13 protein-coding genes and 1 pseudogene are annotated in these 15,254 nt (G+C 71.1%); 8 read left to right on the forward strand and 6 right to left on the reverse strand.

Features of this window, described 5'->3' with window-relative positions:
- Positions 1-234: 234 nt before the first annotated feature.
- From KBX50_RS01420 to KBX50_RS01430, 3 genes are read left to right on the forward strand one after another with little or no spacing between them, the layout of a single operon-like run.
- On the forward strand, positions 235-1,083 hold the full coding sequence (locus tag KBX50_RS01420; RefSeq protein ID WP_210933902.1) for an ABC transporter substrate-binding protein: 849 nt from the start codon (positions 235-237) through the stop codon (positions 1,081-1,083).
- Positions 1,084-1,120: 37 nt separating this feature from the next.
- A complete protein-coding gene (locus tag KBX50_RS01425) occupies positions 1,121-1,900 on the forward strand; it encodes an amino acid ABC transporter permease (protein WP_210933904.1) in 780 nt (259 codons plus the stop codon).
- Positions 1,897-2,628: an amino acid ABC transporter ATP-binding protein gene (locus tag KBX50_RS01430; protein WP_210933907.1), complete on the forward strand. Its 732-nt coding sequence runs from the start codon at positions 1,897-1,899 to the stop codon at positions 2,626-2,628. Before KBX50_RS01425 ends, KBX50_RS01430 begins: the two co-directional genes overlap by 4 nt.
- Before the next feature lie 56 nt (positions 2,629-2,684).
- Here the strand turns inward: KBX50_RS01430 and KBX50_RS33495 are convergent.
- From KBX50_RS33495 to KBX50_RS01445, 3 genes and pseudogenes are all read right to left on the reverse strand, one after another.
- Positions 2,685-3,059 (reverse strand): annotated as a pseudogene (locus tag KBX50_RS33495) (DUF559 domain-containing protein); the annotation flags it as partial.
- 703 nt (positions 3,060-3,762) lie between these two features.
- Positions 3,763-5,388, reverse strand: a complete 1,626-nt coding sequence (locus tag KBX50_RS01440; RefSeq protein WP_210933908.1) for an ABC transporter permease — start codon at positions 5,386-5,388, stop codon at positions 3,763-3,765.
- Positions 5,385-6,305, reverse strand: coding sequence for an ABC transporter ATP-binding protein (locus KBX50_RS01445; RefSeq protein ID WP_210933909.1), 921 nt, complete (start codon positions 6,303-6,305; stop codon positions 5,385-5,387). Before KBX50_RS01445 ends, KBX50_RS01440 begins: the two co-directional genes overlap by 4 nt.
- 108 nt (positions 6,306-6,413) lie before the next feature.
- Here KBX50_RS01445 and KBX50_RS01450 point away from each other — a divergent pair, with 108 nt between their 5' ends.
- Positions 6,414-7,220, forward strand: coding sequence for a TetR family transcriptional regulator (locus KBX50_RS01450; protein WP_210933910.1), 807 nt, complete (start codon positions 6,414-6,416; stop codon positions 7,218-7,220).
- 65 nt (positions 7,221-7,285) lie between these two features.
- Here the strand turns inward: KBX50_RS01450 and KBX50_RS01455 are convergent, their stop codons facing one another.
- Together KBX50_RS01455 and glpK are read right to left on the reverse strand one after the other, a co-directional pair.
- Positions 7,286-8,611: a metallophosphoesterase gene (locus KBX50_RS01455; protein ID WP_210933911.1), complete on the reverse strand. Its 1,326-nt coding sequence runs from the start codon at positions 8,609-8,611 to the stop codon at positions 7,286-7,288.
- 139 nt (positions 8,612-8,750) lie between these two features.
- Positions 8,751-10,268 carry a glycerol kinase GlpK gene (gene glpK, locus KBX50_RS01460; protein ID WP_210933912.1) on the reverse strand — a complete coding sequence of 506 codons (1,518 nt, stop codon included), beginning with the start codon at positions 10,266-10,268 and terminating at the stop codon, positions 8,751-8,753.
- Positions 10,269-10,325: 57 nt separating this feature from the next.
- Here glpK and KBX50_RS01465 point away from each other — a divergent pair, with 57 nt between their 5' ends.
- Positions 10,326-11,348 carry an SDR family oxidoreductase gene (locus KBX50_RS01465; RefSeq protein WP_247672883.1) on the forward strand — a complete coding sequence of 341 codons (1,023 nt, stop codon included), beginning with the start codon at positions 10,326-10,328 and terminating at the stop codon, positions 11,346-11,348.
- A gap of 62 nt (positions 11,349-11,410) precedes the next feature.
- Positions 11,411-11,905 (forward strand): ATP-binding protein, encoded by a 495-nt coding sequence (locus KBX50_RS01470; RefSeq protein WP_210933913.1) that lies wholly within the window; start codon positions 11,411-11,413, stop codon positions 11,903-11,905.
- A 25-nt stretch (positions 11,906-11,930) separates the two neighbouring features.
- Here the strand turns inward: KBX50_RS01470 and KBX50_RS01475 are convergent, their stop codons facing one another.
- Positions 11,931-12,251, reverse strand: a complete 321-nt coding sequence (locus tag KBX50_RS01475; protein WP_210933914.1) for a TraR/DksA family transcriptional regulator — start codon at positions 12,249-12,251, stop codon at positions 11,931-11,933.
- Between the two features lie 455 nt (positions 12,252-12,706).
- On the opposite strand from KBX50_RS01475, the gene KBX50_RS01480 reads away from it, so the two are divergent.
- Positions 12,707-13,138: an SCP2 sterol-binding domain-containing protein gene (locus KBX50_RS01480; protein ID WP_210933915.1), complete on the forward strand. Its 432-nt coding sequence runs from the start codon at positions 12,707-12,709 to the stop codon at positions 13,136-13,138.
- A complete protein-coding gene (locus KBX50_RS01485) occupies positions 13,135-15,192 on the forward strand; it encodes a glycogen debranching N-terminal domain-containing protein (RefSeq protein ID WP_210933916.1) in 2,058 nt (685 codons plus the stop codon). The genes KBX50_RS01480 and KBX50_RS01485 overlap by 4 nt, the downstream gene beginning before the upstream one ends.
- Positions 15,193-15,254 lie beyond the last annotated feature (62 nt).

The raw sequence follows: 15,254 nt of genomic DNA on the forward strand, positions 1-15,254 counted from the left end.
CGTACCCCAGTCGACCCGCCGTGGCCCGCCCGGGCCTGACCCGACGCCGCCACGTCGACATGATGCGGGTATGCAGCGCCGCGTGTAGCTGACCGCGTCGCCGCCGGTCACCGACGCTTCGGCTGACCGGGGCCCGTTTCCACTCTGTCATCGATCCCATCCCAGCGGTCCGCCCTGCGGCGGACCGTCGGTGTGGCACGTCCGTGCCCGCCGCCGCTCGACCAGGAGACACCTGTGCGATTCCTTTCCACCCTGACCCGCGCCGCCGCCGTCGGCGTCGCCGCGATCCTCGGTGCCGCGACCCTGACCGCCTGCGGCTCGGACTCCGCCGGCAGTACCGCTGACAACCCGTACGGCCTGCTCCAACCGGGGGTGCTGCGGGCCGGTACGCTCACCGACGCCCCACCGAACGTGTACCTGAAGGACGGCACGTTCACCGGCTTCGACAACGACCTGCTGGTCGCCGCCGCCGGCAAGCTCGGCCTGACTGTCGAGTTCGTGGGTACCGACTTCTCCGCCCTGCTCGCCCAGGTCGGCAACCGCAAGTTCGACGTCGGCAGCTCCTCGATCACCATCACCGAGGCACGTCAGAAGACCGTGGACTTCGGCAACGGGTACGACTTCGGCTACTTCGGGCTCGACGTGCCCGCCGGGTCGACGTTGCGCAGCTTCGACGAGTTGCCCGGCAAGCGGGTGGTGGTCGTGCAGGGCACCGTCCAGGACGACTACGCCACGAACAAGGAGCTGGACCCGGTCCGGGTGCCCGACTACAACGGCGCGATCAACCAGCTCAAGGCCGGTACCGCGGACGCGTGGATCGCCCCCGCCGAGATCGGTGAGAAGACCGCGGCGGACAGCGGCGGCAGGATCACGGTGGCGGCGAAGGAACTCAGCCCGGCACCGACGGCGTACGCCTTCGCCAAGGGCAACGACGCGCTGCGCGAGGCGCTGAACAAGGCGCTCGACGAGGTGATCGCCGACGGCACCTGGACCCGCCTTCAGGAGCAGTACTACCCGGGCCGGCCGATCCCGGCCGACTTCACCCCGGGCAGCGGAGACGTGTCGGCACCGGCCGCCTCCTGACGGTAGGACCACGAGCGAGCAGGGCGGAGGTTTGACCGTGGATCCGTTGCGCACCCTGTGGGAGACGTTCTTCGACGGCGAGTCGATGCGTGAGGCGTTACCCGAGATGCTCACCGTCGGGTTGCCGAACACGCTGATCCTGGCGGTCACCGCCGCCCTGCTCGGCTCGGCACTCGGCATCCTGCTGGCGGTGGCGGGCATCTCGCGTACCCGTTGGCTGCGGTGGCCGGCGCGGGTGTACACCGACGTGTTCCGGGGCCTGCCGGCGGCGGCGACGATCCTGCTGATCGGGGTCGGCCTGGCCCCGCTGGGCATGCAGGTGTGGGGGCCGAACCCGTACCCGTTGGGCATCCTGGCGCTGTCGCTTATCGCGTCGGCGTACCTCGGGGAGATCTTCCGCTCGGGCATCCAGTCGGTGGAGGCCACCCAGTTGGAGGCGGCCCGCGCGCTGGGCTTCTCCTGGCGCGAGGCGATGCGGAGGGTGATCATCCCGCAGGGCATCCGGCGGATCCTGCCGGCCTGGGTGAACCAGCTCATCGCCCTGATCAAGGACTCCAGCCTGGTCTACTTCCTCGGTCTGCTGGCCAGTCAGCGCGAGCTGTTCCGGATCGGTCAGGACTACGCGGCCAACACCGGCAACCAGTCGGCGCTGCTGCTGGCCGGGCTGTTCTACCTCGCGCTGACCGTGCCGCTGACCCACGCCGTCAACTGGATCGACAAGCGACTGCGACACGGCCGGCCGGCGGCCGGGCCGACCGACGACCCCGACGACCTGGACCTGGCGCTGCCCGGCGCCGCCGGAGGCAACCAACGATGAACACCTCGGTCAGCCTGAGCCTGCGCGACGTACACCTCGCCTTCGGGCGTCACCGGGTGCTGCGCGGGGTGGACCTGGACGTGGCGCGCGGCGGCACCGCCTGCGTCATCGGCCCGTCCGGGTCGGGCAAGTCCACCCTGCTGCGTACCGTCAACCGGCTCCTCGAACCGGACAGTGGCGACGTGCTGCTCGACGGGCGCAGCGTGCTGCGCGACGACCCGGACGCCCTGCGGCAGCGGATCGGCATGGTGTTCCAGCAGTTCAACCTCTTCCCGCACATGAGCGTGCTGCGCAACATCACCCTGCCGTTGCGCCGCATCCGCAGGCTCGGCGAGGACGAGGCGGTGACCCGGGCCCGGGCCGAACTCGACCGGGTCGGCCTGGCCGCCAAGGCCGACGCCCGGCCCGCGCACCTGTCCGGCGGGCAGCAACAGCGGGTGGCCATCGCCCGGGCGCTGGCCATGCAGCCGCAGGTGATGCTCTTCGACGAGGCCACCTCCGCGCTGGACCCGGAGCTGGTCAAGGGGGTGCTGGCACTGATGGCGGAGCTGTCCACCCAGGGCATGACCATGGTGGTCGTCACCCACGAGATGGGCTTCGCCCGGCAGGTCGCCGACACCGTCGCCTTCATGGACGCCGGGGTGGTGCTGGAGGCCGGCAAGCCGGAGTCGGTCTTCGAGTCGCCGCAGCATCCCCGGCTACGTCGCTTCCTGTCCCAGGTGCGATGAGCCTGGTGCCTCGGTAAAAAGCGCCGGCCGGCGAGGATCGCGAGAGGCTCCCGGCGCACCTCGTCTGGCTCCCGCACGAGACGGCGGTGGCTGAACCTGACCACCAGGATGCCGACCGTGGCAAGTAACGCATCGCGCCGCAGGTCGATCTCGCGCTGGCGCGGTTCGCCGTGCCAGGCGGCACCGTCCAGCTCGATGTTGACCCGCTCCTCCTCGGCGAACAGGTCAAGGTACATCGTTCGCTTCCCCACCCGAAGACGTACCTGACGCATCAGCACCGGCATCTCCGGACCGGTGAAGACGCGGTCGTGACCCCAGATCTCCAGCGGGCTGCGGCAGCCGGCATCAAGCCGGTCGATGAGTGCGGACAGCGCCGCCCGCCCGGTCAGCTGCGGAGCGAGCGCGACGCGGAGCCGGAACCCAGTGGTCATTCGGTCGTTCACGGCACGGACGACTGGCCCGATGCGGCTCTCCTCGGGCAACAACGGCCAGGAGTGCACCAGCGCCGCCTCCAGCCGGACGAGAGGCACTCCGCGTCGCACCACGACGTGAGATGGTTCCGCCGCGAATGCCGTCCGGTGCCGCACCACCAGGCTCTCCCTGCTCCGCAGCCCGGTACCGGCCGGCACGTCGAGGTACACGGGCTCACCGGCTGGTTGAGGCCGAAGGTCGTACACGTCAAGCGCGGTCAGCGCGCTCAAGGCCGCCCGGCCGTCGGCGTACGCGAGCGCCGCCCGCCGGGCGACTTCGGGTGCCAGCCTCGCGAGCAGGCTGGCAGAGTCCGAGGCGGCGAACAACGAGGCGTCGACGTAGACCGCCGGCAGCACGCGACGCAGCCAGCCACCGCGGTACGCCCGCCGCAACGCCCATGGCGGTACCACCTCGAGTGCCCGAGCGCGGGTCACCACACCGCCACCAGCCTCAACAAGCGATCGGAGTACGCCATCCACGGCGACAGAGCCTGCCCCAGGCCATGCCGACCCCGCAGCCCCCTGTGGACACCGCACCAAGCTGTGCACAACGCGTCGTCCCAGTGCCAAATGTGGTAGGGGTCCTTGATTGTTTGCAGTCGAGTGACCGTCGCCGTGGCGTGTCGAGTCACTCGACTGCAAGTGATCAAGTCGCGGCGGCTCGTCAGGTGGGGGTGTCGCGGCGGCGGAAGGTGGTGAGGCCGAGCGCGAGCAGGGCGGCGGCGACGGCGGTGAGCACCACCAGGGGCAGGACGGTGACGTCGACGGCGGGCACCGACGGCACGTGGGTGTACGGCGAGAGGTTCAGCGCCGCCTGCGGCAGGTCCAGCGCGGCACCCAGCTGACCGAGCAGCAGGAACACGATGAGCACCGCCCAGCTCAACGCGACCGACAAGCGGGGCAGCGCCCCGAACAGGGCGGTCACCACCCCGGCGACGACCAGCAGGGCGGGCAACCACAGCAGCGCCGCGCCGGTCAACTCGACGGTCCAGCCGACCGGGTCACCGACCGCCAGCCCGTACCCGAGGCCGGTGGTGGCGCCGGCCAGCAGCATCAGCGCCAGCGCACCGAGCACCGCGCCGGCCACCTGGGTGCCCAGCCACCGGTAGCGGCTGACGGCGGTGGCGAGCAACGGTTCGAGGATGCCGTCGGACTCGTCGCCCCGTACCCGCAGCAGGGCCTGCACCACGTACGCGCCGAGGGTCAGGGCGAACAGCGCGAGCATCGCCGCCAGGAAGGCGTCGACAAGTTCGGAGCCGCCACCGAGTTGGGCGATCGCCTCGGCGGCGGCCGGGTTGTCGGCGATCATGTCGTCGACCTCGTTGCCGGCCAGACCCATGGCGAGGCCGAGCACCGCCACCGCGACCGCCCAGCCGGTCAACGCGCCACGGTGCAGACGCCAGGTCAGTCCGGCCGGGCTGAGCAGGCCGGCGGCGGCACGGGCCGGCCCGCGGCGGGCGGCGAGCAGGCCGGCGCCGAGGTCGCGCCGTTCGGCCAGCGCGTACGCCCCGGCGACCCCGACGACCAGCAGGGCGACCGGCAGCGCGAGAACCCACCACCGTTCGCCGCCGAAGGCTCGGATCTGGGTGCCCCAGCCCAGGGGCGACAACCACGTCGGCCAGGCGCTGTCCAGGCGTACCCCGTCGGCGGCGCGCTGGCCGAGCACGTCACCGGTGGCCCGCAGCAGGAACGCCACCCCGACCGTGGCGGCGGCGAGGGCGTTGGCGCCCCGGGAGGTCACCGAGAGCTGCGCGGTGACGGCGGCCACGCCGGTGAAGGCGAGGCCGACACCGGCGATCGCCGCGGCGGCGGCCACCGAGCCGGCGGCTGGCAGCCCGGCGCCGACGAAGGCGAACGCCAGCAGCGCCCCGGCCAGCACGTTGGCGCCGACCACCACGACCAGCGCCGCGGTGAGCAGTGCGTACCGGCCGACGGCGGCGGCACCGAGCAGCTCGGCGCGGCCGGTCTCCTCGTTCTGCCGGGTGTGCCGGACCACGGCGAACGTGCTGAGCAGCGCGGCGAGCACGGCGAGGGTGAGGTACGTCTCGGTGACCGCGACGGCACCGAGGTCGGTGCTGGCGACCGGGCCGTTGAAGGCGCGGGCGACGACACTGGTGTTGGCCACCTCGGCGTACCCGATGCGGTTCTGCTCGTCGGGGTAGATGCTGGCCACGCTCTCGGCGAGGGCATAGCCGATCAAAGGGCTGCCGAGCGTCCAGATGGCCAGGCGGACCCGGTCGCGACGCAGGGCCAGCCGGGTGAGCCGGCCGGTGCCGGTGAAGGCGCTCATCGGGTGCCTCCGGTCGTCGCCTGCCGGTCACCGTTGACGGCCTCGCCGTAGTGCCGCAGGAACAGTTCCTCAAGCGTGGGCGGTGTGCTGGTCAGCGCGCGGACCTCGAAACGGACCAGGTGGGCCAGAAGCGCGTCGAGGTGTTCGGGCTCGACCTCCAGCCGGACGCGGCCGTCGACCGGGCGGACCTCGTGCACGCCGGGCAACTCGGTCAGACCGCTCACCGGACGTCCGGTCTCGACGGTGACGGTGGTACGCGCCAGGTGCCGCAGCTCGGACAGGGTGCCGGACTCGACGATCCGGCCCTCCCGGATGATGCTGACCCGGTCGCAGAGCGCCTCGACCTCGGCCAGCACATGGCTGGAGAGCAGGACGCTGGCGCCGGCCTGGGTGAGCTGGCGGACCTCCTCCTGGAACACCGCCTCCATCAGCGGGTCCAACCCGGAGGTGGGCTCGTCCAACACGTACAGCTCGACGTCGGAGGCGAAGGCGGCGACGATGGCGACCTTCTGCCGGTTGCCCTTCGAGTAGGTGCGGCACTTCTTCGTCGGGTCCAGATCGAAGCGTTGCAGCAACTCGTCGCGGCGACGCCGGTCCAACCCGCCGCGCAGCGCGCCGAACAGGTCGATCGCTTCGCCGCCGGAGAGATTGGGCCAGAGGTTGACATCGCCCGGCACGTACGCCAAGCGCCGGTGCAGCGCGACCGCGTCGCGCCACGGGTCGCCGTCGAGGATGCGGACCTGCCCCGAGTCGCGGCGCAACAGGCCGAGCAGGATCCGGATGGTGGTGGACTTGCCCGAGCCGTTGGGTCCGAGGAATCCGTGTACCTCCCCCGGTTCCACCGTCAGGTCGAGCCCGTCGAGCGCGCGTACGCCGCCGAAGGTCTTGACGAGGTTCTCGATGGAGATCACGGACATGGGTGCCTCCCGCCGTACCGATGTCTGCCGAGCCACTGCACTGACCGATGGTAAGGGATGGCTGCGAGCTGCACCGGCCGGCGGTCAGGACCACTTACGCTGGGGGCCATGACCTGGGAGAAGACGGACGACACCCGCAGCCGGATCCTGCGCACCGCGTTGGACCTCTTCTCCGAGCAGGGCTACCAACGCACCTCGTTGCGGCAGATCGCCGAACGGTTGCGGCTGACCAAGGCCGCCATCCTCTACCACTTCCCCAGCAAGGCGCATCTGCTCACCGCACTCGCCGAGCCGCTGATCCGCGACCTGGAGGCACTGCTGGACAAGGCCGGGGCACTGCCCGGCCAGCAGGCCAGGTGGACGCTGCTGGAGGGCTGGGTGGACACCATGCTCGCGCACCGCGGCCCGCTCGGCATGCTCTTCCACGACCTCGCACTGGTCGACCGGGGCAGCACCTACCACCGGCTGGTGCAGATCGCCATGCGGGCCAACCAGATCGTCGCCGGGCCGACCGCCGGGCGCCGGGACCGGGTCCGGGCGGTCCAGGCCATCGCCATGTGCAGCGATCCGGTGGTGTTCATGATCGACGTGCCCGCGTCGGTGCTGCGGGGAGACATGCTCGACGGCGCCTGCCGGCTGCTGGGTGAGACGCCCCCCGAGGTGGCAGCGACCGACCGGACCGCGCCGGCGACCGACGCGCCCACCGACACCGTCGCCGCGACGCCCGGCCGGGTGGGCCGGCGACGGCCGGGACGCCCGAAGTCGATGAGCCCGGAACAGGTGCGGGCCGCCCGCCGGATGCACCGGGCGGGCACCCACTCGGCCGACGAGATCGCCTTCGAGTTCGGTGTCTCGCGCGCGACCGTCTACCGCCACCTCGAAGCCGACCAGGATAATGAGACAGTTACAAGATAGTTTTGAGACACGGCCGAGCGGGCTCGTCGGCGGTGGCCCGCAGCGCACGAGCCACCGCCGACAGCTCACCGCACCAGGCCGAGCCCGGCGTACGTACGCTCGTGCGCCGGAAACTCCTCGTCGGTGTGTGGCGCGTAGATCCAGGTACGCAGCGAGTCGGCCGCCGCGTCGACCTCCACCAGCCGCACCGGGTTGGTCCGGCGGGAGTGGAACGTCTGCAGGAAAGAGTAGACCCGGTTGCCGTGCACACCGGTGTCCACTCGGGACGCCGCCGTGCCGGTGTGGCCGGAGAAGACGAACCGGATGTTGGGGTATCGCGCGACGAGGTTGTCGAAAAGGTACCGCGGGCTGGTCGAGCCGTAGCCGGCCGACTGGCCGATCGAGGCGTCGCTCTCCAGGTAGTGATGAGTGACGATCACGACGTTGTGCCGGGGATGGGCGGCCACGACGGCCTTCGCCCAGGTGACGGCCGCCCGGCGCGGCCACAGCTCCAGACTCAGCACCAGCCACCGCACGCCGCCGGCGGTGTAGGTGGCGTAGGCGTTGTCCACCTTGCCGGCCTCGAACTGGCCGCGCACCGCCCCGAACCGGCCCGCCGTGAAGTACCTGTTGAACACCGTCGTGTCGCGCAGCAGTTGCCCGGCGGGGCTGCGCAACTCCCCGTCCGGCCCGGCTGCCTGGGTGTCGTGGTTGCCCACGGCGAGGGTGTACGGCATGCCGACCGTCTCCAGTGGGCGCAACGCGGCCCGGGCCCGTTCGTACTGCACGTGGCCGGAAGAGTCGTAGTTCACCACATCGCCGGAGTGCGTGACGAAACGCAGGTCGAGGGTGGCGCGCTGGGCGACCAGCCAGTCGACGCGCTGACGCAGCCGGGCGTCGCTCGCGGACAGCACCTCCTCCTGGGTGTCCGGGATCACGGCGAACGTGAAGGTCGCGTCGACCGCCGGCGGCGGCTGCACCCGCACGTACGCCAGGTGCGCGTTGCGGTCGCACGCGCCGGTGTACCGGTCGTTGACCAGCTCGATCCGAACGTCGTGCCGCCCCTCCGGCAGCTGCTCACCCACCGGATAGCTGCCGTAGTTGGTGGCGCTGGTCACGGTGACCTCGCCGATCAGCTCGCCGGCCACCCTGACCCGCAGGGTCGGCCAGCCGTCGCAGTGATCGCCGATCGCCCCGACGACCAGCCGGCCGGCGCCCAGCACCGGAATGCTGGCGTAGCTGGCGTTGTGCCACAGCGTGGCGTGGGTGCCCGACGGCGGCCGGGGAGTGCCCGTCGCCGGCTGGATCGAGCCGTTGACCACGGTGAACGGTGTCGCCGCGTGCGCCGCGCCAGCCAGGACGCCGGCCGACAGTACGACCACGACCGCCATGATCGCGCGCGTGATCCGCATGGATGCCCTCCCTGTGCCCACCCCCGGCAGCTGCCGGACATCGGGATGCTAAGGCAGAACCACCGGACATTCCGGCACCACGACATTGACACGCAGTGACGTTAACGTGGACGAAACGTAACTGGCCACGGTGGAGTTGTCAGCCGACGTCGACCCAGTCCAGCGTGCGCTGCACGGCCTTGCGCCAGTCGGCGTAGCCGGCCGCGCGCTGCTCGGGCGACCAGGACGGCTGCCAACGCCGGCTCTCGTTCCAGTTCTCCCGCAGCTCCTCGGTGTTCCGCCAGAATCCGACGGCCAGTCCCGCGGCGTAGGCCGCGCCGAGGGCGGTGGTCTCGGCCACCACCGGCCGGCTGACCGGCACGCCGAGGATGTCCGCCTGCAACTGCATGCACAGGTCGTTGACGGTGACGCCGCCATCGACCTTGAGGCGCTCCAGCGGTACGCCCGAGTCCCGCGCCATGGCCTCGGCCACGTCGCGGCTCTGGTAGCAGATGGCTTCCAGCGTCGCCCGGGCGATGTGCGCGTCGGTGTTGTAGCGGGACAGGCCGACGATCGCGCCCCGGGCGTCGGATCGCCAGTACGGGGCGAACAGGCCGGAGAAGGCCGGCACGAAGTAGACGCCGCCGTTGTCGTCGACCTGGCGGGCGAGGTCCTCGCTCTGCGCCGCACTGCTAATGATCTTCAGCTGGTCGCGCAGCCACTGCACGGCCGAACCGGTGACGGCGATGGAGCCTTCGAGCGCGTAGACCGGCGGCTGGCCGGCGAACTGATAGCACACGGTGGTGAGCAGCCCGGCCTCGGAGCGGACGATCTCCGACCCGGTGTTCAACAGCATGAAGTTGCCCGTACCGTACGTGTTCTTCGCCTCGCCCGGGGCGAAGCAGACCTGGCCGACGGTGGCCGCCTGTTGGTCACCCAGATCCGCGGTGATCGGGACCGGGCCGGCGAACGGGCCGTTGGGCAGGGTGACGCCGTAGGCGTCCGGATCGGACGACGGAACGATCCGGGGCAGCATGGCGCGTGGAATGCCGAAGATGGACAGCAGTTCGTCGTCCCAGTCCAGGGTCTCCAGGTTCATCAGCATGGTCCGGCTGGCGTTGGTGGGATCGGTGACGTGGGCACCGCCGTCCGGGCCGCCGGTGAGGTGCCACAACAGCCAGGTGTCGGTGTTGCCGAAGATCGCCTCACCGCGTTCGGCGTCCGCCCGCACCCCGTCGACGTGCTCCAGAATCCACTGGATCTTGCCGCCGGAGAAGTAGGTCGCCGGCGGTAGACCGGCCTTGCGCCGAATGATCTCGCCGTGCCCGTCGCGCTCCAACGCCGAGGCGATCCGATCGGTCCGGGTGTCCTGCCAGACGATGGCGTTGTAGTACGGCCGGCCGGTGCGCCGGTTCCACACCACCGTCGTCTCCCGCTGGTTGGTGACACCGAGGGCCGCCAGGTCACCCGCCGCCAGGCTGTGCGTGTTCAGCGCCGTACGCACGACCGTCTGGGTCCGTTCCCAGATCTCCAGCGGGTTGTGCTCGACCCAGCCGGCGCGCGGCAGGATCTGCTGGTGTTCGAGCTGGTGGCGGCCGACCTCGTTGCCACCGTGGTCGAAGATCATGAACCGGGTGCTGGTGGTGCCCTGGTCCACGGCGCCGACGAAGTCAGCCATGCGGTTCTCCTTCTCCTGGTCCTCGCAGCGGTACCGCCTCGGGGTAGATCCTTCCCGATGTCCGCGCCGCTCACCACGAACGGCCGGCACGGACGTCGGGTGCGGCGGGCGGACCGGCACCGGGTGGGTCGGCCGACGGAGGCCCGGTACCGTTCGGCAGACCACCACTGGGTCGCCGCCGGCGGCGACCGGGACCAGGAGCGCAGCATGCGGTTAGACCTACGCGACCGGACCATCCTGATCACCGGAGCGGCCCGGGGCATCGGCGCCCAACTGGCTCGGGCCGCCGCCGCCCGGGGTGCCCGGGTCGCCGTGGTCGGCCTGGAACCGGCGCTGTTGCGGCAGGTCGCCGCCGAGGTGGGCGGGCACTGGTACGAGTGCGACGTCACCGACCAGGCGGGCCTCGACGATGCTGTCGCCTCGACCGTGCAGCGCTACGGCGGCATCGACGTGGTGGTGGCCAACGCCGGCATCGCCAACATCGGCACCGTCTCCACCGGCCCGGTTGACGCCCTGGCACGCACCATCGAGGTGAACCTGACCGGCGTGGTCCGCACGGTCAGCGCGGCGCTGCCGCAGGTCCGCGCCGCCCGCGGCCACGTCTTGATCGTCTCGTCGGCGGCGGCCTTCGCCGCCATGCCCGGGATGGCGGCGTACTGTGCGTCGAAGGCCGGGGTGGAGCAGTTCGGCAACGTGCTGCGGCTGGAGAACCGCCGCCGGGGGCTGACCGTGGGCACCGCCCATCCGATCTGGATCGACACCGATCTGGTGCGCGACATCCGGGACGACCTCGCCTCGTTCCACACCGCGCAGCGCAAACTGCCCTGGCCGCTGAATACCACGGTCAGTGTCGAGCGGTGCGCCGAGGCACTCCTGCGCGGCATCGAAGGTCGGCGACGCAAGGTCTACGTGCCACGGTCCATCGCCCTGGTCCAGGCGCTGCGTCCGGTGGTGCTCAGCGGGTTCGCCGACCGGCTGATCGACCGGTTCGGCGGCGCGGAGCTGGCCGAGCGGATGGAGGCGGAGGTACACCGTCTCGGCCGGTCCTTCGGTCGCACGTCGGTGGAGGGTGGCCAGTAGCATCCGGATGGTTGCCCCTCGGCAAAGGTCGCGGATGTTCGTGGACGACGTACTCTGCCTGCATGAACTACCTCGGCCCGCCGGACGCCCGGGATTCCCGCGACCCGTCCCCCGGCGCCGGCGAGACGACCCCACTGCTGTCCGAGTCGTTCACCGCGCAGACCGTGACGGCGCTGCGGCACCTGCTCACCGCCCGGGTGGCCGCCGCCGGTCTCACCGGCGATGTGGCCGAGGATCTTGTCCTGGCCGTGCACGAACTGGTCACCAACGCCGTGCTGCACGGTGGGGGCCGGGGGCGACTCGACCTGTTCCGGCGGGCCGACCTGCTCATCTGTGAGGTCACCGATCACGGCCACGAGCGCGGTGGAGACCTACCGGTGAACCTGCCCGCGACGAGCACCCCGGGTGGCCGGGGTCTCTGGCTCGCCCATCACCTGACCGGGGCGTTGACGCTGACCCGCCGGCCCGACGGTCTGACCGCTACCGTCACCGCCAGCCTGCGCGACGAGCCGTCCGGGTCGCCCGAGGTGGCGACGGACCGGCCGCCGCACCCGTGAGACGAGCGGCGGCCGGTCCACCTGGTCAGCCGTTCTGCTTCTGCTGGCACGGCACGCAGAACCGCGCGTGCGGCAGGATCTCCAGGCGTTCCCGGGGAATGTCCGTTCCGCACCGCTCGCAGCTGCCGTAGCCGCCGGCGGTGAGGCGTCGCAGCGCGCCGGAGATCTGATCGAGGCTCTGCCGGGTAGCGGCGATCAACGCGGCGTTGGTGTGCGCCTCCGCCGGATCCCCGGTGTCGGCCGTCAACTCGGTCAGCCGAGCCGTCTGGGCCTCGAACTCGTGGTTCAGCGTCGCCTCGAGTTCGGTGCGCCACTGCCGGTCGTAGGTGCCGGTTCGTTCGCTCATGTCGGTTCCCTTCCGGAAAAGAAAAAGGGCCGAAGCTGTGCGCTTCGCCCCTGGCCGTCACGTGTCCGTGCACGGTTTCCGGAGGGCTGCGACCCGCGGGACGCGGCTGGCCGTGACCGGCCCGCCCCCGGGCCCGGGGCGCGGGGGTGGCCGCGCCGGGCACGCGCAGCACAACCGCCGCCGCCGTGACGGCGGCGGCGCGGTTGAGCAGCGCGGCGGTTCGCATCGGACCACCATAGGTGGCGGCCGGCAGGAAACCAATGCCGATCTCCCAGGCGCGGGTCGGGTCCTCCGGATCTACCTCAAGGTGGCCAGCCAACACAGACCAGCACCAGAGCGGACCAAAGCCGTTAAGGTGACGGTGGCGGAGGAGTCTGACCGGCGCTTCGCCGCCGGCTCGGGCCACCCTGGCACCAGCCCTCGTCGGCCGGCAACGCCCCGCGGGAGGTGCCGGAATGTCGGAGGCGGTGCGCGACTTCTTCGACGGCCTCGCCGAGGGTGGGGGGCGGATGCTTCGGCAGGTCTGCGGCACCGTGCGATTCGACCTGGGCTACCCCGACCGGGTCGACCACTGGCTGGTCAGCATCGACCAGGGCCGGATCACGGTGTCGCGCGGCGACGCGGTGGATGCGGACACGGTGATCTGCACCGACGCGCAGTTCTTCCTCCGGATGGCCCGCGGCCAGGTCAAGCCCCTGCCGGCGTGGCTGCGCAACGACTTCACCGCCGACGGTGAATTCCGTTTCGTCGTCATGTTGGAGCGGCTGTTCGCACCACCGCCCGACGCCCACCACCCCCGGGAGGTGGCCGCCCGGGCGCTGGCCGCATACCGACAGCCGTCGCCGGGCGAGGCGGCACCCCCGGCCGGCGACGGAGAGCCGCAGTGAGGAAGCTGGTCCGCATCCTCGACGGCAACATCTTCGCGCTGAGCGATGACAACGGCGACATGGACTTCAGCCCCACCAATCCGAGCGGGTTCTTCGCCTTCGACACCCGCTTCCTGTCCACCTGGCGGCTGCGTCTGGACGGGGAACGGCTGCATCCGCTGGCCGTGCACGATCCGAGCTACTACAAGATCCGGTTCTTCCTGGTGCCCGGTCACCCGACCCACTACGTCGACGCGAAGGTCTCGGTGATCCGCGACCGGTGGATCTCCGACAGCGCCTTCATCGAGCACCTCACGGTGCTCAACCACACCAACGGCCCCGTCGACTACGTGCTGCGCATCGACGCGGACAGCGACTTCGCGCCGGTCTACGACGTGGTCTGGCCGCACGGGTCGGCCCTACGCGGCTACCGCGAGGCGTCGGACAGCGGTTTGCGGCTCGGTTTCCGGCGGGAGAAGTTTCATCGGGTCACCGACGTCTCGACAAGCGAACCGGCAGAGTTCGACGAACGCGGATTGACCTTTCGGATCCGGGTCGACCGGCAGGGTCGGTGGAGCACGACCCTGCGGGTGAGAGGGCTGGTGCTGCGTCCGGACGGAGCGGACATCCGGGAACGGCTGCGACATCCACGCGGCAAGGTGGGCGCCGAGCTACACCAGGACCTCAGCGAGTGGGTCGCCGAGGCCCCCCAGTTGTACTGCGACTGGAAGTCGTTGTGCACCACCTACCAGCGCGGGCTGGTGGACCTGGCCGGCCTGCGCTTCTCTCCGCTGGCGCTGCCGCACGAGACCATGCTCGCCGCCGGGTTGCCCTGGTCGGCCACCATCATCGGCCGCGACAACCTGCTCACCTGCTACCAGACCCTGCCGTTCGTGCCCCGGATGGCGGCGACCACCCTGCGCCTGCTCGCCATCGACCAGGGCACGGTGCTCGACGACTTCCGCGACGAGGAACCCGGCAAGATCCTCAACGAGTTCCGGTACGGGGAGATGGCCGCCTTCGAACATCGTCCCCAGTCGCCGTACTTCGGCGGAGCGGACGTGACGCCCCTCTTCGTCGTGCTGCTCGACGAGTACGAGCGCTGGACCGGCGACGCCGCGCTGGTGCGGGACCTGGAAGACGCCGCCCGCGCGGCGTTGCACTGGATCGACGAGTACGGCGACCTGCGCGGCGACGGCTACCTCTGGTACCAGCCGCGCAACGACGAGAGCGGGGCGCAGAACCACTGCTGGAAGGACTCGCCGGAGGCGATCTGCTACCGCGACGGCCGGCTGCCGGGGCTGCCCCGCGCCACCTGCGAGTTGCAGGGGTACGCGTACGACGCCAAGCGGCGCGGGGCCCGGCTGGCCCGCGAATTCTGGGGCGACCCGGCGTACGCCGATCGCCTGGAACGGCAGGCCGAGCAGCTCAAGCAACGATTCAACCGGGACTTCTGGATCGATGGGGCCGAGTACTTCGCACTGGCGCTCGGCCCCGACGGCGACCAGGTGGACGCGCTGGCGTCGAACATGGGGCACCTGTTGTGGAGTGGCATCGTGGACACCTCCCGAGCCGCCGCAGTCGCCGGTCACCTGCTCGGGCCCCGGCTCTTCTCCGGCTGGGGGGTGCGGACGCTGGCCACCGGACAGGCCAGCTACAACCCGCTCGGCTACCACGTCGGCACGGTGTGGCCGTTCGACAACTCGCTGATCGCCTACGGGCTGCGCCAATACGGGTTCGTCGAGGAGGCGGGGACCATCGCCGAAGCCGTCATCGAGGCCTCCCAGCACTTCGCCGGGCGGATGCCGGAGGCCTTCGCCGGCTACGACCGCGAGCTGACCCGCTTTCCGGTGCCGTACCCGGCCGCGAACAGCCCCCAGGCCTCCGCCACGGGGGCCACCTTCCTGCTGCTGCGCGCCCTGCTCGGCCTGGAGCCGTACGGCGACCACTTGGTGGTGCATCCGGAGGTTCCGCCGCGCTTCGGCCGGATCGAGCTGCTGAACATTCCGGGACGCTGGGGTCGTAAGGACGCGATCGGCAACGCCCGGACCGACGGTCTGCCAGCACCGCGCTGACGGGCCAGGTCGATCGCGCTGCCCAGCTGGTCGGGCGGTGGTGGGACGTGCCCGGGCTCCGC

Source organism: Micromonospora sp. C51 (genome assembly GCF_018070435.1).
Lineage (GTDB): Bacteria > Actinomycetota > Actinomycetes > Mycobacteriales > Micromonosporaceae > Micromonospora > Micromonospora sediminimaris.

Bases quoted from the DNA above. Each gene is read 5' to 3' on its own strand.
- KBX50_RS01430 (WP_210933907.1), top strand. From the start codon at position 1,897: ATGAACACCTCGGTCAGCCTGAGCCTGCGCGACGTACACCTCGCCTTC.
- KBX50_RS01440 (WP_210933908.1), bottom strand. From the start codon at position 5,388: ATGAGCGCCTTCACCGGCACCGGCCGGCTCACCCGGCTGGCCCTGCGT.
- KBX50_RS01445 (WP_210933909.1), bottom strand. From the start codon at position 6,305: ATGTCCGTGATCTCCATCGAGAACCTCGTCAAGACCTTCGGCGGCGTA.
- KBX50_RS01450 (WP_210933910.1), top strand. From the start codon at position 6,414: ATGACCTGGGAGAAGACGGACGACACCCGCAGCCGGATCCTGCGCACC.
- KBX50_RS01455 (WP_210933911.1), bottom strand. From the start codon at position 8,611: ATGCGGATCACGCGCGCGATCATGGCGGTCGTGGTCGTACTGTCGGCC.
- glpK (WP_210933912.1), bottom strand. From the start codon at position 10,268: ATGGCTGACTTCGTCGGCGCCGTGGACCAGGGCACCACCAGCACCCGG.
- KBX50_RS01465 (WP_247672883.1), top strand. From the start codon at position 10,326: ATGTCCGCGCCGCTCACCACGAACGGCCGGCACGGACGTCGGGTGCGG.
- KBX50_RS01470 (WP_210933913.1), top strand. From the start codon at position 11,411: ATGAACTACCTCGGCCCGCCGGACGCCCGGGATTCCCGCGACCCGTCC.
- KBX50_RS01475 (WP_210933914.1), bottom strand. From the start codon at position 12,251: ATGAGCGAACGAACCGGCACCTACGACCGGCAGTGGCGCACCGAACTC.
- KBX50_RS01480 (WP_210933915.1), top strand. From the start codon at position 12,707: ATGTCGGAGGCGGTGCGCGACTTCTTCGACGGCCTCGCCGAGGGTGGG.